Genomic DNA, 15,624 nt, shown 5'->3' with positions numbered 1-15,624 from the left:
TGCGGGGCCGCCGAGTGCCCTTGACCCCGCCCACCCCCTATCACCTGCGCGTTTACTTTCGCAATACTTGCCTTTGCCAACTTTTTATTCCGCACCGGCCCTTTTTGTTTGCCTGTAGCAACTAACGGATCTTATGGTTGCCCTAAGCAACGAATCGGGAGGTGCGTATGGCCGGGAAGGCGCAGTACGAGGAGCTGATCCGTCAGTTCAGCGCCTTCGGCGCCGTGAAGCGGGAGATGGGACGGATGCTGCCGTCCGACTGTCCCGGGGGATCCGTCGCCGTACTGACCCTGCTCGGCCGGCACGGGGACATGCGCATGAGCAAGCTCGCGGAGCTGCTCGCCGTGGACATGTCCGTGACCAGCCGCCACGTCGCCCACGTCGCCGAGCGGGGCTGGATCGACCGCTCCCCCGACCCCGCGGACAAGCGCTCGCGCATCCTGCGCCTGACGCCCGCGGGGCAGGAGCAGCTCGACGAGATCGCCGAGCGGACCACCCAGCTGCTCTCCCACCGCCTCAGCGACTGGACCGACGACGAGGTCGGCCAGCTCTCCCGGCTCATGGCCCGCCTCAGGGCCAGCTTCGACGACTGCCGGGCCCCCGCGGCCCGGCCTCCCGCACTGTCCGGGGACGAACAGTCCACCCGTACACCCGCGATCACCATTCAGTAAAGGAAGTTCATGGCAACGACCACACCAGCCGGTGTGCGGGCTCATGCCAAGCACGGGGGAGGCTCCTCCGGAGACGCTCCGATGACGCACCGGCAGATCATGGAGGCACTGTCCGGGCTGCTGCTCGGCATGTTCTGCGCGATCCTGTCCTCGACCATCGTCACCAACGCGCTGCCCGAGATCATCGGGGACCTCGGCGGCGGCCAGAGCGCCTACACCTGGGTCGTCACGGCCTCGCTGCTCACGATGACCGCCTCGACCCCGCTGTGGGGCAAGCTCGCGGACCAGTTCAGCAAGAAGGCCCTGGTCCAGATAGCCCTGGTCGTCTTCGTCATCGGCTCCGTGGTGGCCGGTCTGGCGCAGAACCCCGCGATGCTGATCACCGCTCGGGCCATCCAGGGCCTGGGCGCCGGCGGTCTGTCCGCCCTGGCCCAGATCATCATGGCCGCGATGATCGCCCCGCGTGAGCGCGGACGCTACTCCGGTTACCTGGGCGCCACCTTCGCCGTCGCCACCGTCGGCGGCCCGCTGCTCGGCGGCGTCATCACCGACACCAGCTGGCTCGGCTGGCGCTGGTGCCTCTACGTCGGCGTGCCCTTCGCGATCCTCGCGCTGATCGTGCTCCAGAAGACGCTGCACCTGCCCGTGGTCAAGCGGAAGGTCAAGGTCGACTGGGCCGGCGCCTTCTTCGTCACCGCGGCCGTCTGCCTGCTGCTCGTCTGGGTCACCTTCGCCGACGACAAGTACTCGTGGATGTCCTGGCAGACCGGCGTCATGGTCGGCGGCGCGATCGTGCTGACGCTGATCTTCCTGCTCGTCGAGAGCAGGGCGAGCGAGCCGATCATCCCCCTGCGGCTGTTCAGGAACCGCACCATCACCCTGGCCTCGCTGGCCTCGCTGTTCGTCGGTATCGCGATGTTCGCGGGCACCGTCTACTTCAGCCAGTACTTCCAGCTGGCCCGGGACAAGTCCCCGACCATGTCGGGCGTCATGACCATCCCGATGATCGGCGGCCTGTTCGTCTCGTCCACGGTCTCCGGCATCGTCATCACCAAGACCGGCAAGTGGAAGCGCTGGCTGCTGGCCGGCGGCGTGCTGCTGACGGCGGGCCTGGGCCTGCTCAGCACCATGCGCTACGACACCCCGTACTGGCACATCGGCATCTTCATGGCGCTGATGGGTCTCGGCGTCGGCATGATGATGCAGAACCTGGTGCTCTGCACGCAGAACCAGGTGGACCCGGGCGACCTGGGCTCCGCGTCCTCCACGGTCACCTTCTTCCGGTCCCTCGGCGGCGCGGTGGGCGTCTCGGTCCTCGGCTCCATCATGTCGTCCCGGATCAGCCACTACGCCGCGGACACCATCGGGCAGCTCAGCCCGCAGGAGCAGGCGGCGGCCGCCAAGACCGCCGGCAGCGGCGCCATCCCCGACATGGACCTGCTGCCCCCCGGCATCCGCGAGTGGCTGGAGAGCGCCTACGGGCACGGCATCGCCGACATCTTCCTGTACGTCGCGCCGATCGCCCTGCTCGGCTTCCTGGTGACGCTGTTCATCAAGGAGGTGCCGCTGCGCACCAAGGGCGCCCTCGCCCAGGCGGCGGAGTCCTCGGCCGAGGCCGCCCCGCCGGTGGCGGGCACCCCCGCGGAGGCCGTCCGCGTCGCCGACGAGCCGGTTCCGGCCGGTGCGATGGCGGCCGTTTCGGCCACGCCGTCCGGCGACCCGGCCGCCTCGGCCGTCTCGGACACCGCGGCCTCCCCGGTCTCCGCACCGGCGGCCACGCAGCGGCTCGCCGCCGTCGCCACGACGACCGGCGCCGGCGAACCGCAGGCGCCCGTCTCCGGCGGCATCGCGGTCCGCGGCTTCGTCCGCGGCGCCGAGTCCGCCCCGGTCCCGCAGGCCGCGGTCACGCTGATCTCGCTGGCCGGCCGCCAGCTCGGCCGGTCCGTCGCCCAGGCCGACGGCTCCTACGGCATCGACGCGCCGAGCGCCGGGTCGTACGTGCTGATCGCCTCCGCCGACGGCTTCCAGCCGCAGGCCTCCACCATCGTCGTCAACGACGAGCCGGTCGCCTACGACATCCTGCTCAGCGGCACCAGCGGGCTCACCGGCCTGGTGAAGGCCGTGGAGAGCGGGCTGCCGGTCAAGGACGCCATGGTGATCGTGACCGACGTGCGCGGCGACCTGCTGGCCAGCGCCACCACCGGCGAGGCGGGCGAGTTCGCCTTCACCGAGCTGGTGCCGGGCACGGTGACCGTCGCGGTCAACGCCGCCGGCTACCGGCCCCGCGCCCTGCCCCTGGAGGTGGGCGGCACCGGCGTCACCCGCGTCGAGGTCGACCTCCAGGCCGGGGCCCAGGTCCAGGGCGTGGTACGGGCGCCGAACGGTCCGCTGGCCGACGCCCGGGTCACCCTGGTCGACGCGGCGGGCAACGTGATCGGCACGGCCACCACCGGGGCGGACGGGGCGTACGCCTTCACCGACCTGGACGCCGGTGAGTACACCGTCATCGCGACCGGCTACCCGCCGGTGGCCACCGCCCTGACGGTCGCCGGACCCGGTGCCGACGGCCACGACATCGAGCTCGCCCACCCCGGCGAGTAGCGGAACCCCGGCCCGTGGTGGCGTGCGCGCTCTGAGCGGAGGTGCGCCCGCCCACCACGGGCCGGCTTCTTTACGACCACTTTCTGAGCCTTTGCAGGGAGAAAACGGGATGGGACTGACCGCGAGGATCCGAACGCGGGACGGATGGGCCGTGTCGCACGCGGTCGTCACGGTGACCGACATGACCGGCGTCCAGGTACTGCGCGCCGAGGCGGACACCGAGGGCGCCGTGCGGGACACCACCCCGTTGACGCCGGGGGCGTACACCGTGATCGTCACCGCGGTCGGCTACGCGCCGGCCGCCTCCAGCGCGATCGTCACCGCGAGCGGCCGGGCCGAGGTCGGCACCGTGACGCTGGCCCGCCAGGGCGGCACCGAGCTGCCGCCGCCGGGGCCGTGGACGGTCGACCCGGCGCACTCCAGTGTGGCCGCCGTGGCCCAGCACCTCGGCATCTCCAGCGTGCGCGGCCGGTTCACCGACTTCGCCGCCACCGTCGAGATCGCGCCGGACGACGTCACCAAGTCCCGGGTGGAGGCGGTGATCAAGGCGGCCTCCATCGACACGGGCAACGGCATGCGCGACACCCACCTGCGCTCGCCGGACTTCCTGGACGTCGAGCGGTTCCCGGAGATCACCTACCGCTCCACCGGTGTCTCGGAGGCGGGCCCGGACCGCTGGACCGTCCACGGCGAGCTGGGTCTGCACGGGGTCGTCCGCGAGGTCGACCTCGACCTGGCCTACCTCGGCACCGGCGCCGACCCCTGGGGCGGCACCCGGGCGGCCTTCCGCGCGACGACGGAGCTGCACCGCGAGGACTTCGCCATGAACTACAACCAGGTCGTCCAGGCCGGCATCGCCGCCATCGGCACCACCCTCAGGGTCGAGCTGGACGTCCAGGCGGTCCAGGGGGAGTCACTTCCGGCCGTGTGAGGCACCGCCGGACGCCCGGGCCACCACCTGGGCGCACAGGTCCCGGAGCTTGACGTTCCGGTCCTGTGAGACGCGGCGCAGCCGCTCCATGGCCCGGTGGGCGTCGATGCGCTCCCGGGCCATCAGCATGCCGACCGCCTGGTCTATGACGCTGCGGGAGAGCAGGGCGGTGCGCACGTCGGCCGCGGAGGCCCGCTCCCGCTCGACGCGCAGGGCCTCGTTCACCGCGTCCGCGGCCCGCTCCGCGAAGGCGCGGGCCGCGTCCAGCCCACGGGCCAGCGAGTCGGGCTCGAGGCCGTAGAGGTTGAGCGCGGCGCCCGTCTCGCCCTCGACGGCCAGCGGCAGCGCCAGCACGCAGCGCACGCCGGTGGCCAGCGCGTACTCGGTGTACGGGGGCCAGCGGTCCTCGGCGGCCAGGTCCGCGGAGTACTGCGCGTCGCCCGACTCGGCGGCGTCCACGCAGGGCCCCGAGCCGTTCTCGTACTGGCGCAGGTCCAGGCCGCGGGGCAGACCGGTACTGCCCGCCAGCGTCATCAGCCGGTCGGCACGGCGCACCGTGACCGAGCAGGCGTCGGCGCCCGGCACCTGCTGGACCGCCCGGTCGGTCAGGTCGCGCAGCAGGGTGTCCAGGCCCTGGGCGCGCGCGATGGCGTGATCAAGGGTCTTCGCGGCCGCGTCCGTGTCCGGGGCCGTGTCCGCGGCTGTGTCGACGGCCGTGGCCGTGTCGGGGGTCCGAGGGGTCATGACCGTACGGATGTCCCGTCAGCGCTCGGTCACGCCTCGGCCGCCCGGGGCGGAATGGGCGTCGACGATGCGGCGGGCCAGGTCGCGCAGTTTCACGTTCTCCCGCTGGGAGGCCTTCACCAGCGACTCGAAGGCCCCGGCCGCGTCGATGTCCAGACGCTCCATCAGGATGCCGGTGGCCTGGCCGATCAGGTCCCGGGTCCGCATCGCCTCGGTGAGCTGCTCGCGCACGGTCGCCGAGTCCAGGGCGAGGGAGACGTGCGCGGTGAACAGCCGCCCGATGCGGGCCGCGTCCTCGTCGAAGGCCTGCGGCTTGCGGGCGTACGCCGTCAGCACGGTCAGCCGGCGCCGGTCGGCGCGCAGCCGCAGGGACAGCGCCGAGCGCAGGCCGATCCCGGACAGGGCGTTGCCGCCGCCGTCGGCCTCGCTGTCGTCCGTGTGCACCACGGGCGTCGTCCACAGGCGCTCCCAGTCCGGGTGCGGGGTGTGGCCGCCCTGAACGCCCTGGCCGCCCTGCCGGGGCTCGGCGGCGAACCGTACGGTCTCGTCGGTCCAGGCGAGGGTGCGCAGCCGGCCGCCCCGCTGGATCTCCGCGATGCCCGCGTGCTCGGCGTCGGGCAGCAGGCGTACGGCCAGGTGGACGGCGGTGTTCAGGGTGTCGCCGGGGGTGTTCGTCCCGTGCAGGTCCCGGGCCGCAGCCGTCAGGGCGTCGGCCAGCTCGAAGCCCACCGGAAAACGCGGCAAATCAGTAAATTCGGACGCAGCCACCACGAACCTCTTCGGCATGCGCGGCCTCACGGCCGTGCGCAGGAGAGCTCCGCAGCACATTCCCGACTGCGAGCACAGGACGAACAGCACTTTAGCTGCTTGGTTGCGTGCCGGTGACGCTCGGCCGACGGACCGGGCCGGCGGGCGGCCGGGAACCTTTCGCGCCGCGGCCCGGCGTGGTGGAATGGGACCGGGTCAGGAAGCGGCCCGGCCGGAAGCCCGACGGACGTCTGTCAGGTGAGTGCTGTGACCTTCCATCCTCAGTCCCGTGAGCCGTACGAGCCCTGTGAGCCACCGGGCTGTGCCGTGCTCGCGATGCCCAGCGAGATCGACTTCTGCAACGCCTCGGGACTGCTGCCCCTGATCATGACCGCCGTGGAGCAGCGCTCCGGCGAACTGCGCCTGCTCGTCCTGGACCTGTCCGGCACCCGTTTCATGGACTCCCAGGGCGTCCGCCTGATCGCCGCCGTACGCTGCCGCCTGCCCGACAGCACCCTGCTGCGCGTGGTGGCCGCCCCGGGCGTGGCGAGCCGCGTCCTGGAACTCTCCGGCCTGCGCCGCGACGTGCCGGTGCACGACAACCTCGCGGAGGCACTGCACGCGGAGAGCGGGACGGCGGCCTAGGCTGGCGGCATGGCACCGAGTATCGCGACGAACACCCGCGTCTCCCTGGACGAGTTGCTGGACTTCGTACGTCCCCGGCACCGGGCGATCCTGCTGACCCGGCGGGCCGACGGCAGCCCCCAGGGGTCGCCGCTGACCTGCGGGGTCGACGACTCCGGCCGGATCGTCGTCTCGACGTACCCCGAACGGGCCAAGACCCGCAACGCGCGCCGCGACGCCCGGGTCAGCCTCATCGTGCTCAGCGACGAGTGGAACGGCCCGTGGGTCCAGATCGACGGCACCGCCGAGGTCGTCGACTCCCCGGAGTCCGTGGAGCCGCTCGTGGAGTACTTCCGCAACATCTCCGGCGAGCACCCGGACTGGGACGAGTACCGGCAGGCCATGGTCAAGCAGGGCAAGTCCATCATCCGGGTGACCCCGCAGAAGTGGGGACCGGTGGCGACGGGCGGCTTCCCGGCCCGGCTGGCGGCGGACGACTGAGGACGGCCCCGGCCGGGGGCGCGGCCGGGAGTCGCCGGGCCCGTGTGCGGCCGGCTCCGGGTCAGCCCCGTTCCACCATCGCGTCGATGCCCGCGACGAGCAGGTCGAGGGCGAACTCGAAGTCCCGGTCCAGCATCTCCGCGACGGTGTCGCCGCCGCGGGCCGCCATGATGTCCCGGGCGTCCTCGATGACGCCCCCGGTGTCCGGCATCTCGGTCACCGCGCTCATGGAGTCCTGGAAGTACTCCTCCGGGCTCAGCCCGGTGTCCGCCACCCGCGCCAGGAAGCGGCCCTCGATGGTGCCGTAGCCGTAGACGAACTGGAAGACGGCGGCGATGGCGCCGGTCAGGCGGTACGCGGGCAGTCCGCTGCGGCGCACGACGTTCTGCACCGACCGGGAGAAGGCCAGCGAGTGCGGCCCGATGTTGAGGTAGGTGCCGACCAGCGGGGACGACCAGGGGTGGCGCCCCAGCAGCGCCCGGTTCTCCCGGGCCAGGGCGCGCAGTTCCTCTCGCCAGTCGAGACCGGCGTCCGGGTCGGGGTGGCGCAGCTCGCCGAAGACGGCGTCCAGGGCGAGTTCGAGCAGCTCGTCCTTGGTGTCGACGTACCAGTAGACGGACATCGCGGTGACGTTCAGCTCGGCGGCCAGGCGGCGCATGGAGAACCCCGCCAGTCCCTCGGCGTCCAGCAGCCGGACGGTGACCCGGATGATCCGGTCCCGGTCGAGCCCGGAGGGCTGTGCCGCGCGCCGCCCGCTGCGCCGCCCCTCCCCGTTCAGCCACACACTGGCCCGCGGCCCCTGCCGCCCTGCCTTCGCCATGCGCACCTACCTCGCTCAAACCCTCACGGGTCATGCTAGGCGCCCGTTCAGGGGCGCGGGGCGTGACTGCATGCGGCTCCGCCGCGCGGGCGCGAACAGCCACAACGGCGCCCGCAGCCGCACGTCTTCGCCACCGCCCGAGCTCTCAGGCGCTGACTCGCTCCGCCCTCCGCAGCAACACCGCCACCGCCCCCACCAACTGGCTGCTCTCCACTCCGGAGGAGAACGCGTCGAGGATCCTCCCCCGCTCCCCCTCCTCCCGTGCCGAGGCCTGCGCCGCCGGGAGCGACGCCGCCGCGACGGGCGTCAGCGCCGCGAACCGAGAGGTCAGCACCGCGCCCAGCACGGCCACGCCCAGTCCGTTGCCGAACTCCGCCAGCGTGCCGCTGATCCCGGCGCCGACCCCCGCCTTGCCCGGCGGGATCGCGCTCATCAGCGCGTGGGCCATCGCCGGGTTGCCGAGCGCGCACCCCACGCCGATCAGCAGCAGCCCCAGCAGGGTGCCCGCGTATCCCTGCCTGCCCGGCACGGTGTTGTCCAGGACCACCGTCAGCTGGGCGACGTCGTCATGTTGTACAGCGCATAGGAGACTCCTATGCGCTGTACAACGGTTTCGCGTCCGGGGCGACGGTCAGGCCGTCGGCGACGTCAGGTCGTAGAAGGTGGCCGAGCCGACCGTCACCTCCTTGAAATGGGCCTCGACCCACGAGGTGATCCGGGACGCGGTAGCGGAGTCGCCGCCCATGCCACCTCCCGCGCCGCCACCGATGAAGTAGTGGATCCGGCCGTCCGCCACGTACTCCTTGAACTGGGCCAGGGTCGGCGACGGGTCGGTGCCGTTGAAGCCGCCGATCGCCATCACCGGGTCGCCGGTGCCGAGCTGGTAGCTCGCGGCGTTCTGGGAGCCGACCGACGCGGCGACCCAGGTGTAGGCGTCGGCGTCGGTCTCCAGCAGCTTCTTCGCCTCGTCGCCGACCTCGGCGCCGTTGAGCAGGCCGCCCATGCCGCCGCCGCCCGCGCCCATGCGGCCGCCTTCGCCGGACGGGCCGCCGGCCGGACCGCCGTTCTGGGCGTTCTGGCCGTTCTGGGCATTGGGCGTCTGGCCGTTCCGGCCGGTGCCTCCGGCGCCCGGTGCGGTGCCGCCACCGGGGAAACCGCCAGGGCCGCCCTGCCCCTGGTTCTGCCCCTGACCCTGACCGGGCGCGTTCCCGCCGCCCGGGAAGCCGCCGCCCCCGGGGCCGCCGCCGGGACCGCCGCCCCGCATGCTCGCGCCGGACGGGCCGGCCGTGACGATGGAGCCGCTGTGCCCCTCCCGCAGGGTGCTCAGGGTGTACGCGGTGGGCGCGGCCAGCGACGCCACGAGGCCGAGGCCCGCCGCCGCGAGGGCGGTCCGCCGGCCCAGCCGGCCCGCGAAGACCAGCCCGAGCGCGGCGACCAGGCCGCCGGCCAGGACCGGCACCTTCAGCCAGGGCAGGTAGTCGGGCGTGCGGTCGAGCAGGACGTAGCCCCAGGCCGCACTCGCCGTGACGGCGGCGGCGAGGGCGAGCGACGCCCAGATCCGCTCGCGCCGCTCCCACAGCGTCGCCGCGCCCATGCCGACGACCGCCGCCAGGTACGGGGCGAGGGCCACCGTGTAGTACTGGTGGAAGATGCCGGCCATGTAGCTGAAGACGGCCGCGGTCATCAGCAGCGAGCCGCCCCAGACCAGGAAGGACGCGCGCACCGTGTCCGTGCGGCCGGCGCGGCGCGTGGCGACCAGGCCCGCGACGAGCAGGATCAGGGCTGCCGGGAGCAGCCAGGAGATCTGGCCGCCGATCTCGGAGTTGAACATCCGGTCCCAGCCCGTCTCGCCCCACTGCCCGCCGCTCCCGCCGCCGGGACCGCCCCCGCCGCCGACGCTGCCGGTCTCCTCGCCGTTGAGGCGGCCGAGGCCGTTGTAGCCGAAGGTCAGCTCCAGGAAGCTGTTGTGCTGCGAGCCGCCGATGTACGGGCGGGACGAGGCCGGCCACAGCTCCACGACCGCGACCCACCAGCCGCCGGAGACGACGATCGCGGCGGTCGCCAGCGCGAGCTGCCCGAGGCGTTTTCTGAGCCGGACCGGGGCGCAGACGCCGTAGACGAGGGCGAGGGCGGGCAGGATCAGGAAGGCCTGGAGGGTCTTCGCCAGGAACGCGAAGCCGATCGCGGCGCCCGCCCACACCAGCCACTTGGTCCGGCCGTCCTCCAGCGCCCGTACGACGAGGTAGCAGGCGACGGACATCAGCAGGGCGAGGAGCGCGTCCGGGTTGTTGAACCGGAACATCAGCGCGGCGACGGGCGTGAGCGCGAGGACGGCGCCCGCGATCAGCCCGGCCGCGGGGCCGAACCGGCGGCGCACGGCGGCGTACACGACGGCGACGGTGGCCACGCCCATCAGCACCTCGGGGACGAGGACCGACCAGGAGGAGAGGCCGAAGATCCGCACCGCCAGCGCCATCGGCCACAGGGCGGCCGGGGGCTTGTCGACGGTGATGGCGTTGCCCGCGTCCAGCGAGCCGAAGAAGAACGCCTTCCAGGACTGGCTGCCCGCCTGCACGGCCGCCGAGTAGAAGGAGTTGGCGTAGCCGGAGGCGCTCAGGTTGTAGAGGTAGAGGACGGCGGTGGCCAGCAGGAGGCCGAGGAAGGCGGGGCGCACCCGGCGCGGGTCCTCGGGGCGGCCGCGCCACAGTCGGCCGAACCCGGGCCGCCGGCTCCGGCGGTGGGCGGACGGCGCCCCGGACGGCGGCCCTCCGTCCTCGTCGGCGGGCGGGTGTGTGCGGTCGGTGTGCAGGTGCACGAGCGGGTCGTGGTGCGTCGTCATCGGGCGTCCCTCGGGTCGGTGTCGGCGGGGCGTACGGACACGGGGGCCGTGACGGCCGCAGGAGCCGCGGGGGCCGTAGGGGCCGTACGGGCCACGGGGGCCGTAGGGGCCGTGTCCGGGAAGACCCAGGCGCGGAAGAGCAGGAAGCGCAGCACGGTGGCGGCGAGGTTGGCGGCGATCAGCACCGCCAGCTCGGTGGAGTGGTCCGGGTCGGCCGTCGCCGCGCTCAGGGCGGCGAGCGAACCGCTGGTCAGCGCGAGGCCGATGCCGAAGACCACCAGGCCCTGCGCCTGGTGCCGCACGGCGCCGCCCCGGCCCCGTACCCCGAAGGTGAGCCTCCGGTTGGCGGCGGTGTTGGCGACCGCCGAGACCAGCAGGGCGAGCGCGTTGGCGAGCTGGGAGCCGGCGAAGTGGCGGAAGCCGCTGTAGAGGAGGAGGTAGAACAGGGTGGACAGGGCACCGACGACGCAGAAGCCGACGAGCTGCCGGGCCAGCCCTTGCGGCACGCCGGTCAGGTCGCGGTCGCGCGGGTCGTCGCCGAAGGGGCGGACCAGCCGGTCCAGCGGCAGCGAACCGGTGGCGAGGGCCCTGCCGACCCGCCACACGCCCTTGAGGTCGTCGGTCGCCGTCCGCACGAGGTGCACGGTCGAGTCCGGGTCGTCGACCCAGTCGACCGGTACCTCGTGGATCCGGCACCCGGCGCGCTCGGCGAGCACCAGCATCTCGGTGTCGAAGAACCAGCCGGTGTCCTCCACCAGGGGCAGCAGCACCCGGGCCACGTCCCGGCGGATCGCCTTGAAACCGCACTGGGCGTCGGAGAAGCGGGCCTGGAGGGAGCCGCGCAGGATGAGGTTGTAGCCGCGGGAGATGAACTCCCGCTTGGCGCCGCGCACCACCCGCGAGCTGCGGGCGAGCCGGGAGCCGATCGCGAGGTCCGAATGGCCCGAGATCAGCGGCGCCACCAGCGGCAGCAGCGCGTTCAGGTCGGTGGAGAGATCGACGTCCATGTAGGCCAGGACCGGGGCGTCCGAGGCCGACCAGACGGCCCCGAGGGCCCGGCCGCGCCCCTTCTGCTCCAGCCGGACGGACCTGACCGCCGCGAGGCCGGCCGCCAGCCGGGCCGCGACCCGCGGGGTGCCGTCCGTGGAGGCGTTGTCGGCGACCGTGATGCGGAAGGCGTAGGGGAACGTACGGGAGAGGTGCTCGTGCAGTCTCACGACGCACGGTTCGAGGTCCTTCTCCTCGTTGTAGACGGGGATCACCACGTCCAGGACAGGCGTCCCGGCTGCCGCGGCCGGGAGGTGCTCCCGCGCCGGCAGGGAGCCGGGAGAAGAGTCGGTTCGCATGGGACCGACACTTCTCAACTCCCCTGTCGTACCCGTGTGCTGGGACTGTGCCGTGCCTGTGAGTGCACCGGCGCGTCCGGCCGGTCGTGAACCGCGGGCAGGTACGCGGTGAAGACCGTCCGCCCCGGAGCGCTGTCGACGGTCACGCCGCCGCCGTGCGCGGTCGTCACGGCCTGCACGATGGCGAGCCCCAGGCCCGTCGAACCGGTCGCACGGGAGCGCGCGGAGTCGCCGCGGGCGAACCGTTCGAAGACGTGCGGCAGCAACCCGGCCGGGATGCCGGGCCCGTCGTCCTCGACGTCCACGCACAGCCACTCCCCACCGCGCCGCACGCGTGCGGTGACGGTCGTGCCCGGCGGGGTGTGGTTGCGGGCGTTGCCGAGCAGGTTGACCAGCACCTGCTGGAGCCGGGCGGGGTCCGCCGCCACCGGGGCCGGCTCGTCGGGCAGGTCGAGCCGCCAGGTGTGGTCGAGGCCGGCCGCGCGGGCGTCGCTGACACTGTCGACGACGAGCGGTACGAGGTCGGTCCGGCCGAACTCCAGCGGCCGCCCGGCGTCCAGGCGGGCGAGCAGCAGCAGGTCCTCGACCAGCAAAGTCATGCGGCCGGCCTCGGACTCGATGCGGCCCAGCGCGTGCCGGGTGTCGGGGCCGACCCGTTCGCCTCCCCGGCGGGTGAGTTCGGCGTAGCCCCGGATGGAGGCGAGGGGGGTGCGCAGTTCGTGGCTGGCGTCGGCGACGAACTGCCGGACCCGCGTCTCGCTCCGCTGACGGGCGTGCAGTGCCCCGTGGACGTGGTCCAGCATGCGGTTGAGCGCGGAGCCGACCCGGCCGACCTCGGTGTGCGGGTCGCACTCGGAGTCCGGGACCCGTTCGTCGAGGTTCACCTCGCCCGCGTGCAGGGGCAGTTCGGAGACCCGCCCCGCGGTGGCGGCGACCCGGCGCAGGGGGCGGGTGGCGACGCCGACGATGACGGTCCCGGCGAGGGAGGCGGCGGCCAGACCGGCGGCGGTGACGCTGGCCTCCACGAGGACCAGGGTGCCGATGGTGTCGTCGACGTCGGAGGTGGGCAGGGCGGCGTAGTAGCCGTCGTGGTACTCGACGCGGTAGTCACCGAGGCCGGGGATCTCGACGGTGTGCGGTTCGCCGTCCCGGGGGACGGAGGCGAGCGCGGTGCGCTGGGCCTCGTCGAGGGAGACCGGCGTCGTCCTGCTGGGGTACGTGCTCTCGTCGTCCTTCTGGCCGTACTTGGCCTCGACGACGTCGCCGCCCTGTGTCTCGGCGACGATCGTGTCGCGCGGCTGGGGCCCGCCGTGCGTGACGAACCCGTCGAGGTCCGTCCGCTGCGGGCCCACGCCGCCGGGCCCCGGCTCGCCGGGCCCCGGCTCGCCGGGCGGCCCGAACCCGGACACCCGCCGCGCGACCTCGCCCACCTGCCGGTCCAGCTGCTCGTACAGGTGGGAGCGCAGCGCCAGTGTCGTCACCGTGCCGATCACCGCGCACACCACCGCGATCAGCGCCACGGAGGCGACGACGAGCCGCGTCCGCAGAGTCCGCGGCCGCGGTCGTCGCCACCGGGTCATGCCGCGGGCTTGATCAGGTACCCGGCGCCGCGCCGGGTGTGGATCATCGGCTCGCGCCCGGCGTCGATCTTCCGCCGCAGGTAGGAGATGTACAGCTCCACGACGTTGGCCTGCCCGCCGAAGTCGTACGACCACACGCGGTCCAGGATCTGCGCCTTGCTCAGCACCCGCCGCGGATTGCGCATCAGGAAGCGCAGCAGCTCGAACTCGGTGGCGGTGAGGTGGATGCCGTCGCCGCCCCGCGTGACCTCGTGACTGTCCTCGTCGAGGGTCAGGTCGCCGACGACGAGGACGGAGTCGGAACGCCGGTCGGCGGCGCCGGAACGCCGGATCAGTCCGCGCAGCCGGGCGACGACCTCCTCCAGGCTGAACGGCTTGGTGACGTAGTCGTCCCCGCCGGCCGTCAGCCCGGCGATCCGGTCCTCGACCGCGTCCTTGGCGGTCAGGAACAGCACCGGCACGTCCGGCAGGTCGCGGCGCAGCCGCCCCAGCACGCTCAGGCCGTCCATGTCGGGCAGCATCATGTCCAGTACGACGGCGTCGGGCCGGAAGTCGCGCGCGCTCTGCACGGCGCCGTGGCCGTCGCCCGCGCTGCGGATCTGCCAGCCCTCGTAGCGCAGGGCCATGGACAGCAGTTCGGTGATGGACTGCTCGTCGTCCACTACAAGCACCCGGACGGGGCTCCCGTCCGGCCTGAGCAGTTCGGTGTGCCCCTGGGGCGAGGTCGTGGTCATGGCGGACAGCCTGTCGGGGCGCTCTGAGAGGGTCCTTTCCCCAACCTGTGATTTCTCTGAGAAACCCGCGGGGCCGCCTACGGGGTGCCGTCCCGCGAGTGCCGCCCCTCAGGCGTCTCCGGTCAGCCCCTCCGCCGTGAGGGTGAGGTGCCGGACCAGTACCTCGGCCGCGGTGTCGGCGTCGCGGGCCAGCGCCGCCTCCTCCAGCCTGCGGTGCTCCTCGACGCCGTCCCGGCCGGGATTGCGGTGCGTCGACCATCGGCGGGCCAGTTCGCTCGCCGTCCACAGCCGGTCGAAGGTCTCCAGCAGCACGGGGTTGCCGCAGCCCTCCATCAGGGCGCGGTGGAAGAGCCGGTGCGCCTCGGACCACGCCTCGCTGTAGTACTCGCCCTCCTCGGGCACGTACACGGGCGTGCGGGACAGCCGGTGGTGGGCGGCGCGCACCCGGGCCTCCCAGTCGACGTCGCCGCGCTCGACGGACATGCGCAGCAGCACCGGTTCGACGGTGCGGCGGGCCTCGGCGATCTCCTGCCAGCGGCGGTCCGAGTGGGCGGGGACGGCGAAGCCGCGGTTGGGCAGCCGTTCGGCGAGCCCGTCGCCGACCACCCGTACGAGGGCCTCGCGCACCACGGCCAGGCTCACGCCCCGCTCCTTGGCCAGGTCCTGCGGCTTGAGGGGGGCGCCGGGGGCGTGCTCGCCGCGCATGATCGCGTCCCGCAGCTGGGCGTAGACCTGCTCGGAGAGCATCCGCTTACCCGGCGGCGGGGACGGGGTGGGGCCGGTCTGAGTCATGGAGGCAGCATAGACGATCCCTTGAATAATCGATTATCGGTGTTATGGTCGATTGCAGCGGCCGGCACGAACGGCCGCCCACGCCATCGGCACGGCCCGCCCCCAGGACCGTCCCGCTCGAAAGGAACGACGCGATGAGCGCCAACGACCCGTTCGCCCGCCTCCCCGAGGTGCCCTCCTTCACCCTCACCAGCACCACCGTCACCGACGGCGCCGCCTGGGCACCCGAGCAGTGCTCGTCCGGCGTCCCCGGCGGCAAGGACCTCTCCCCCCAGCTGGCGTGGAGCGGCGCGCCGGAGGGGACCCGGAGCTACGCCGTGACCGTCTACGACCCCGACGCCCCCACCGGGTCCGGGTTCTGGCACTGGGCGGTCGCCGACATCCCCGCCGCCGTCACGGAGCTGCCCGAGGGCGCCGGCGACGACACCGGAGCAGGTCTGCCCGAGGGCGCCTTCCAGCTCCCCAACGACGCCCGCGCCGCCCGCTACATCGGCGCCGCCCCGCCGGCCGGGCACGGCCCGCACCGCTACTTCGTGGTGGTGCACGCCCTGGACGTCGAGTCCGTCGGCGTCCCGGCCGACGCCACCCCGGCCGTCCTCGGCTTCACCATGGCCGGGCACGTCCTCGGCCGCGCGGTCCTGACCGCCACCGCCGAGACCCCCGCCGACACCCATGCCGACACCCCCGCCTGACG

General features: G+C 73.2%; 14 protein-coding genes and 1 pseudogene. 6 read left to right on the top strand and 9 right to left on the bottom strand.

Annotated features, from left to right (window positions below):
• Positions 1–167 precede the first annotated feature (167 nt).
• The 3 genes from OHA99_RS19325 (at position 168) to OHA99_RS19315 (ending at position 4,203) form a co-directional block, all read left to right on the top strand.
• On the top strand, positions 168–671 hold the full coding sequence (locus OHA99_RS19325; RefSeq protein WP_153179006.1) for a MarR family winged helix-turn-helix transcriptional regulator: 504 nt from the start codon (positions 168–170) through the stop codon (positions 669–671).
• A 9-nt stretch (positions 672–680) separates the two neighbouring features.
• Positions 681–3,272, top strand: a complete 2,592-nt coding sequence (locus tag OHA99_RS19320; protein ID WP_153179005.1) for an MFS transporter — start codon at positions 681–683, stop codon at positions 3,270–3,272.
• Positions 3,273–3,381: 109 nt separating this feature from the next.
• Positions 3,382–4,203 (top strand): YceI family protein, encoded by an 822-nt coding sequence (locus OHA99_RS19315; RefSeq protein WP_153179004.1) that lies wholly within the window; start codon positions 3,382–3,384, stop codon positions 4,201–4,203.
• Here OHA99_RS19315 and OHA99_RS19310 read toward each other — a convergent pair.
• Both OHA99_RS19310 and OHA99_RS19305 read right to left on the bottom strand, forming a co-directional pair.
• Positions 4,186–4,947: a GAF and ANTAR domain-containing protein gene (locus OHA99_RS19310; protein ID WP_153179003.1), complete on the bottom strand. Its 762-nt coding sequence runs from the start codon at positions 4,945–4,947 to the stop codon at positions 4,186–4,188. The two genes, OHA99_RS19315 and OHA99_RS19310, sit on opposite strands and share 18 nt — an antisense overlap.
• A gap of 18 nt (positions 4,948–4,965) precedes the next feature.
• The gene (locus OHA99_RS19305; RefSeq protein ID WP_194280006.1) at positions 4,966–5,733 is read right to left on the bottom strand and encodes an ANTAR domain-containing protein; all 768 of its coding nucleotides are present in this window, start codon (positions 5,731–5,733) and stop codon (positions 4,966–4,968) included.
• Positions 5,734–5,952: 219 nt separating this feature from the next.
• Between OHA99_RS19305 and OHA99_RS19300 the strand changes: the two genes are divergently transcribed.
• Entirely contained in the window at positions 5,953–6,339 is a 387-nt protein-coding gene (locus OHA99_RS19300) for an STAS domain-containing protein (RefSeq protein ID WP_405696917.1), read from the top strand.
• Between the two features lie 9 nt (positions 6,340–6,348).
• Complete coding sequence (locus tag OHA99_RS19295; RefSeq protein WP_007451368.1) at positions 6,349–6,819, top strand: PPOX class F420-dependent oxidoreductase; 471 nt, start codon at positions 6,349–6,351, stop codon at positions 6,817–6,819.
• Between the two features lie 61 nt (positions 6,820–6,880).
• Here OHA99_RS19295 and OHA99_RS19290 read toward each other — a convergent pair whose 3' ends face one another.
• The 7 genes and pseudogenes from OHA99_RS19290 to OHA99_RS19260 all read right to left on the bottom strand — a co-directional run bounded on the left by OHA99_RS19290 (position 6,881) and on the right by OHA99_RS19260 (position 14,930).
• The gene (locus tag OHA99_RS19290; RefSeq protein ID WP_153178999.1) at positions 6,881–7,639 is read right to left on the bottom strand and encodes a TetR/AcrR family transcriptional regulator; all 759 of its coding nucleotides are present in this window, start codon (positions 7,637–7,639) and stop codon (positions 6,881–6,883) included.
• A gap of 145 nt (positions 7,640–7,784) precedes the next feature.
• Positions 7,785–8,153 (bottom strand): annotated as a pseudogene (locus OHA99_RS19285) (MFS transporter); the annotation flags it as partial.
• A 117-nt stretch (positions 8,154–8,270) separates the two neighbouring features.
• Positions 8,271–10,478, bottom strand: coding sequence for an ArnT family glycosyltransferase (locus OHA99_RS19280; protein WP_405696914.1), 2,208 nt, complete (start codon positions 10,476–10,478; stop codon positions 8,271–8,273).
• Positions 10,475–11,824, bottom strand: a complete 1,350-nt coding sequence (locus OHA99_RS19275) for a glycosyltransferase (RefSeq protein ID WP_405696912.1) — start codon at positions 11,822–11,824, stop codon at positions 10,475–10,477. Before OHA99_RS19275 ends, OHA99_RS19280 begins: the two co-directional genes overlap by 4 nt.
• A 14-nt stretch (positions 11,825–11,838) precedes the next feature.
• The gene (locus OHA99_RS19270; RefSeq protein WP_405696910.1) at positions 11,839–13,404 is read right to left on the bottom strand and encodes an ATP-binding protein; all 1,566 of its coding nucleotides are present in this window, start codon (positions 13,402–13,404) and stop codon (positions 11,839–11,841) included.
• Positions 13,401–14,138 carry a response regulator transcription factor gene (locus tag OHA99_RS19265; RefSeq protein ID WP_153178995.1) on the bottom strand — a complete coding sequence of 246 codons (738 nt, stop codon included), beginning with the start codon at positions 14,136–14,138 and terminating at the stop codon, positions 13,401–13,403. The genes OHA99_RS19270 and OHA99_RS19265 overlap by 4 nt, the downstream gene beginning before the upstream one ends.
• Before the next feature lie 108 nt (positions 14,139–14,246).
• A complete protein-coding gene (locus tag OHA99_RS19260) occupies positions 14,247–14,930 on the bottom strand; it encodes a GntR family transcriptional regulator (RefSeq protein WP_153178994.1) in 684 nt (227 codons plus the stop codon).
• Between the two features lie 134 nt (positions 14,931–15,064).
• Here OHA99_RS19260 and OHA99_RS19255 point away from each other — a divergent pair, with 134 nt between their 5' ends.
• Positions 15,065–15,622, top strand: coding sequence for a YbhB/YbcL family Raf kinase inhibitor-like protein (locus OHA99_RS19255; RefSeq protein ID WP_153178993.1), 558 nt, complete (start codon positions 15,065–15,067; stop codon positions 15,620–15,622).
• The last annotated feature ends 2 nt before the right edge of the window (positions 15,623–15,624 follow it).

Source organism: Streptomyces coelicoflavus (assembly GCF_045041415.1).
GTDB classification, from domain to species: domain Bacteria; phylum Actinomycetota; class Actinomycetes; order Streptomycetales; family Streptomycetaceae; genus Streptomyces; species Streptomyces coelicoflavus.
Note: the sequence above shows the minus strand (reverse complement) of the source record. Positions and strands in the feature narration are given on the sequence as shown.

Coding starts and splice junctions, on each gene's coding strand:
- OHA99_RS19260 (WP_153178994.1), bottom strand. CDS start 14,930: ATGACTCAGACCGGCCCCACCCCGTCCCCGCCGCCGGGTAAGCGGATG.
- OHA99_RS19305 (WP_194280006.1), bottom strand. CDS start 5,733: ATGCCGAAGAGGTTCGTGGTGGCTGCGTCCGAATTTACTGATTTGCCG.
- OHA99_RS19320 (WP_153179005.1), top strand. CDS start 681: ATGGCAACGACCACACCAGCCGGTGTGCGGGCTCATGCCAAGCACGGG.
- OHA99_RS19290 (WP_153178999.1), bottom strand. CDS start 7,639: ATGGCGAAGGCAGGGCGGCAGGGGCCGCGGGCCAGTGTGTGGCTGAAC.
- OHA99_RS19270 (WP_405696910.1), bottom strand. CDS start 13,404: ATGACCCGGTGGCGACGACCGCGGCCGCGGACTCTGCGGACGCGGCTC.
- OHA99_RS19265 (WP_153178995.1), bottom strand. CDS start 14,138: ATGACCACGACCTCGCCCCAGGGGCACACCGAACTGCTCAGGCCGGAC.
- OHA99_RS19310 (WP_153179003.1), bottom strand. CDS start 4,947: ATGACCCCTCGGACCCCCGACACGGCCACGGCCGTCGACACAGCCGCG.
- OHA99_RS19295 (WP_007451368.1), top strand. CDS start 6,349: ATGGCACCGAGTATCGCGACGAACACCCGCGTCTCCCTGGACGAGTTG.
- OHA99_RS19275 (WP_405696912.1), bottom strand. CDS start 11,824: ATGCGAACCGACTCTTCTCCCGGCTCCCTGCCGGCGCGGGAGCACCTC.
- OHA99_RS19325 (WP_153179006.1), top strand. CDS start 168: ATGGCCGGGAAGGCGCAGTACGAGGAGCTGATCCGTCAGTTCAGCGCC.
- OHA99_RS19255 (WP_153178993.1), top strand. CDS start 15,065: ATGAGCGCCAACGACCCGTTCGCCCGCCTCCCCGAGGTGCCCTCCTTC.
- OHA99_RS19315 (WP_153179004.1), top strand. CDS start 3,382: ATGGGACTGACCGCGAGGATCCGAACGCGGGACGGATGGGCCGTGTCG.
- OHA99_RS19280 (WP_405696914.1), bottom strand. CDS start 10,478: ATGACGACGCACCACGACCCGCTCGTGCACCTGCACACCGACCGCACA.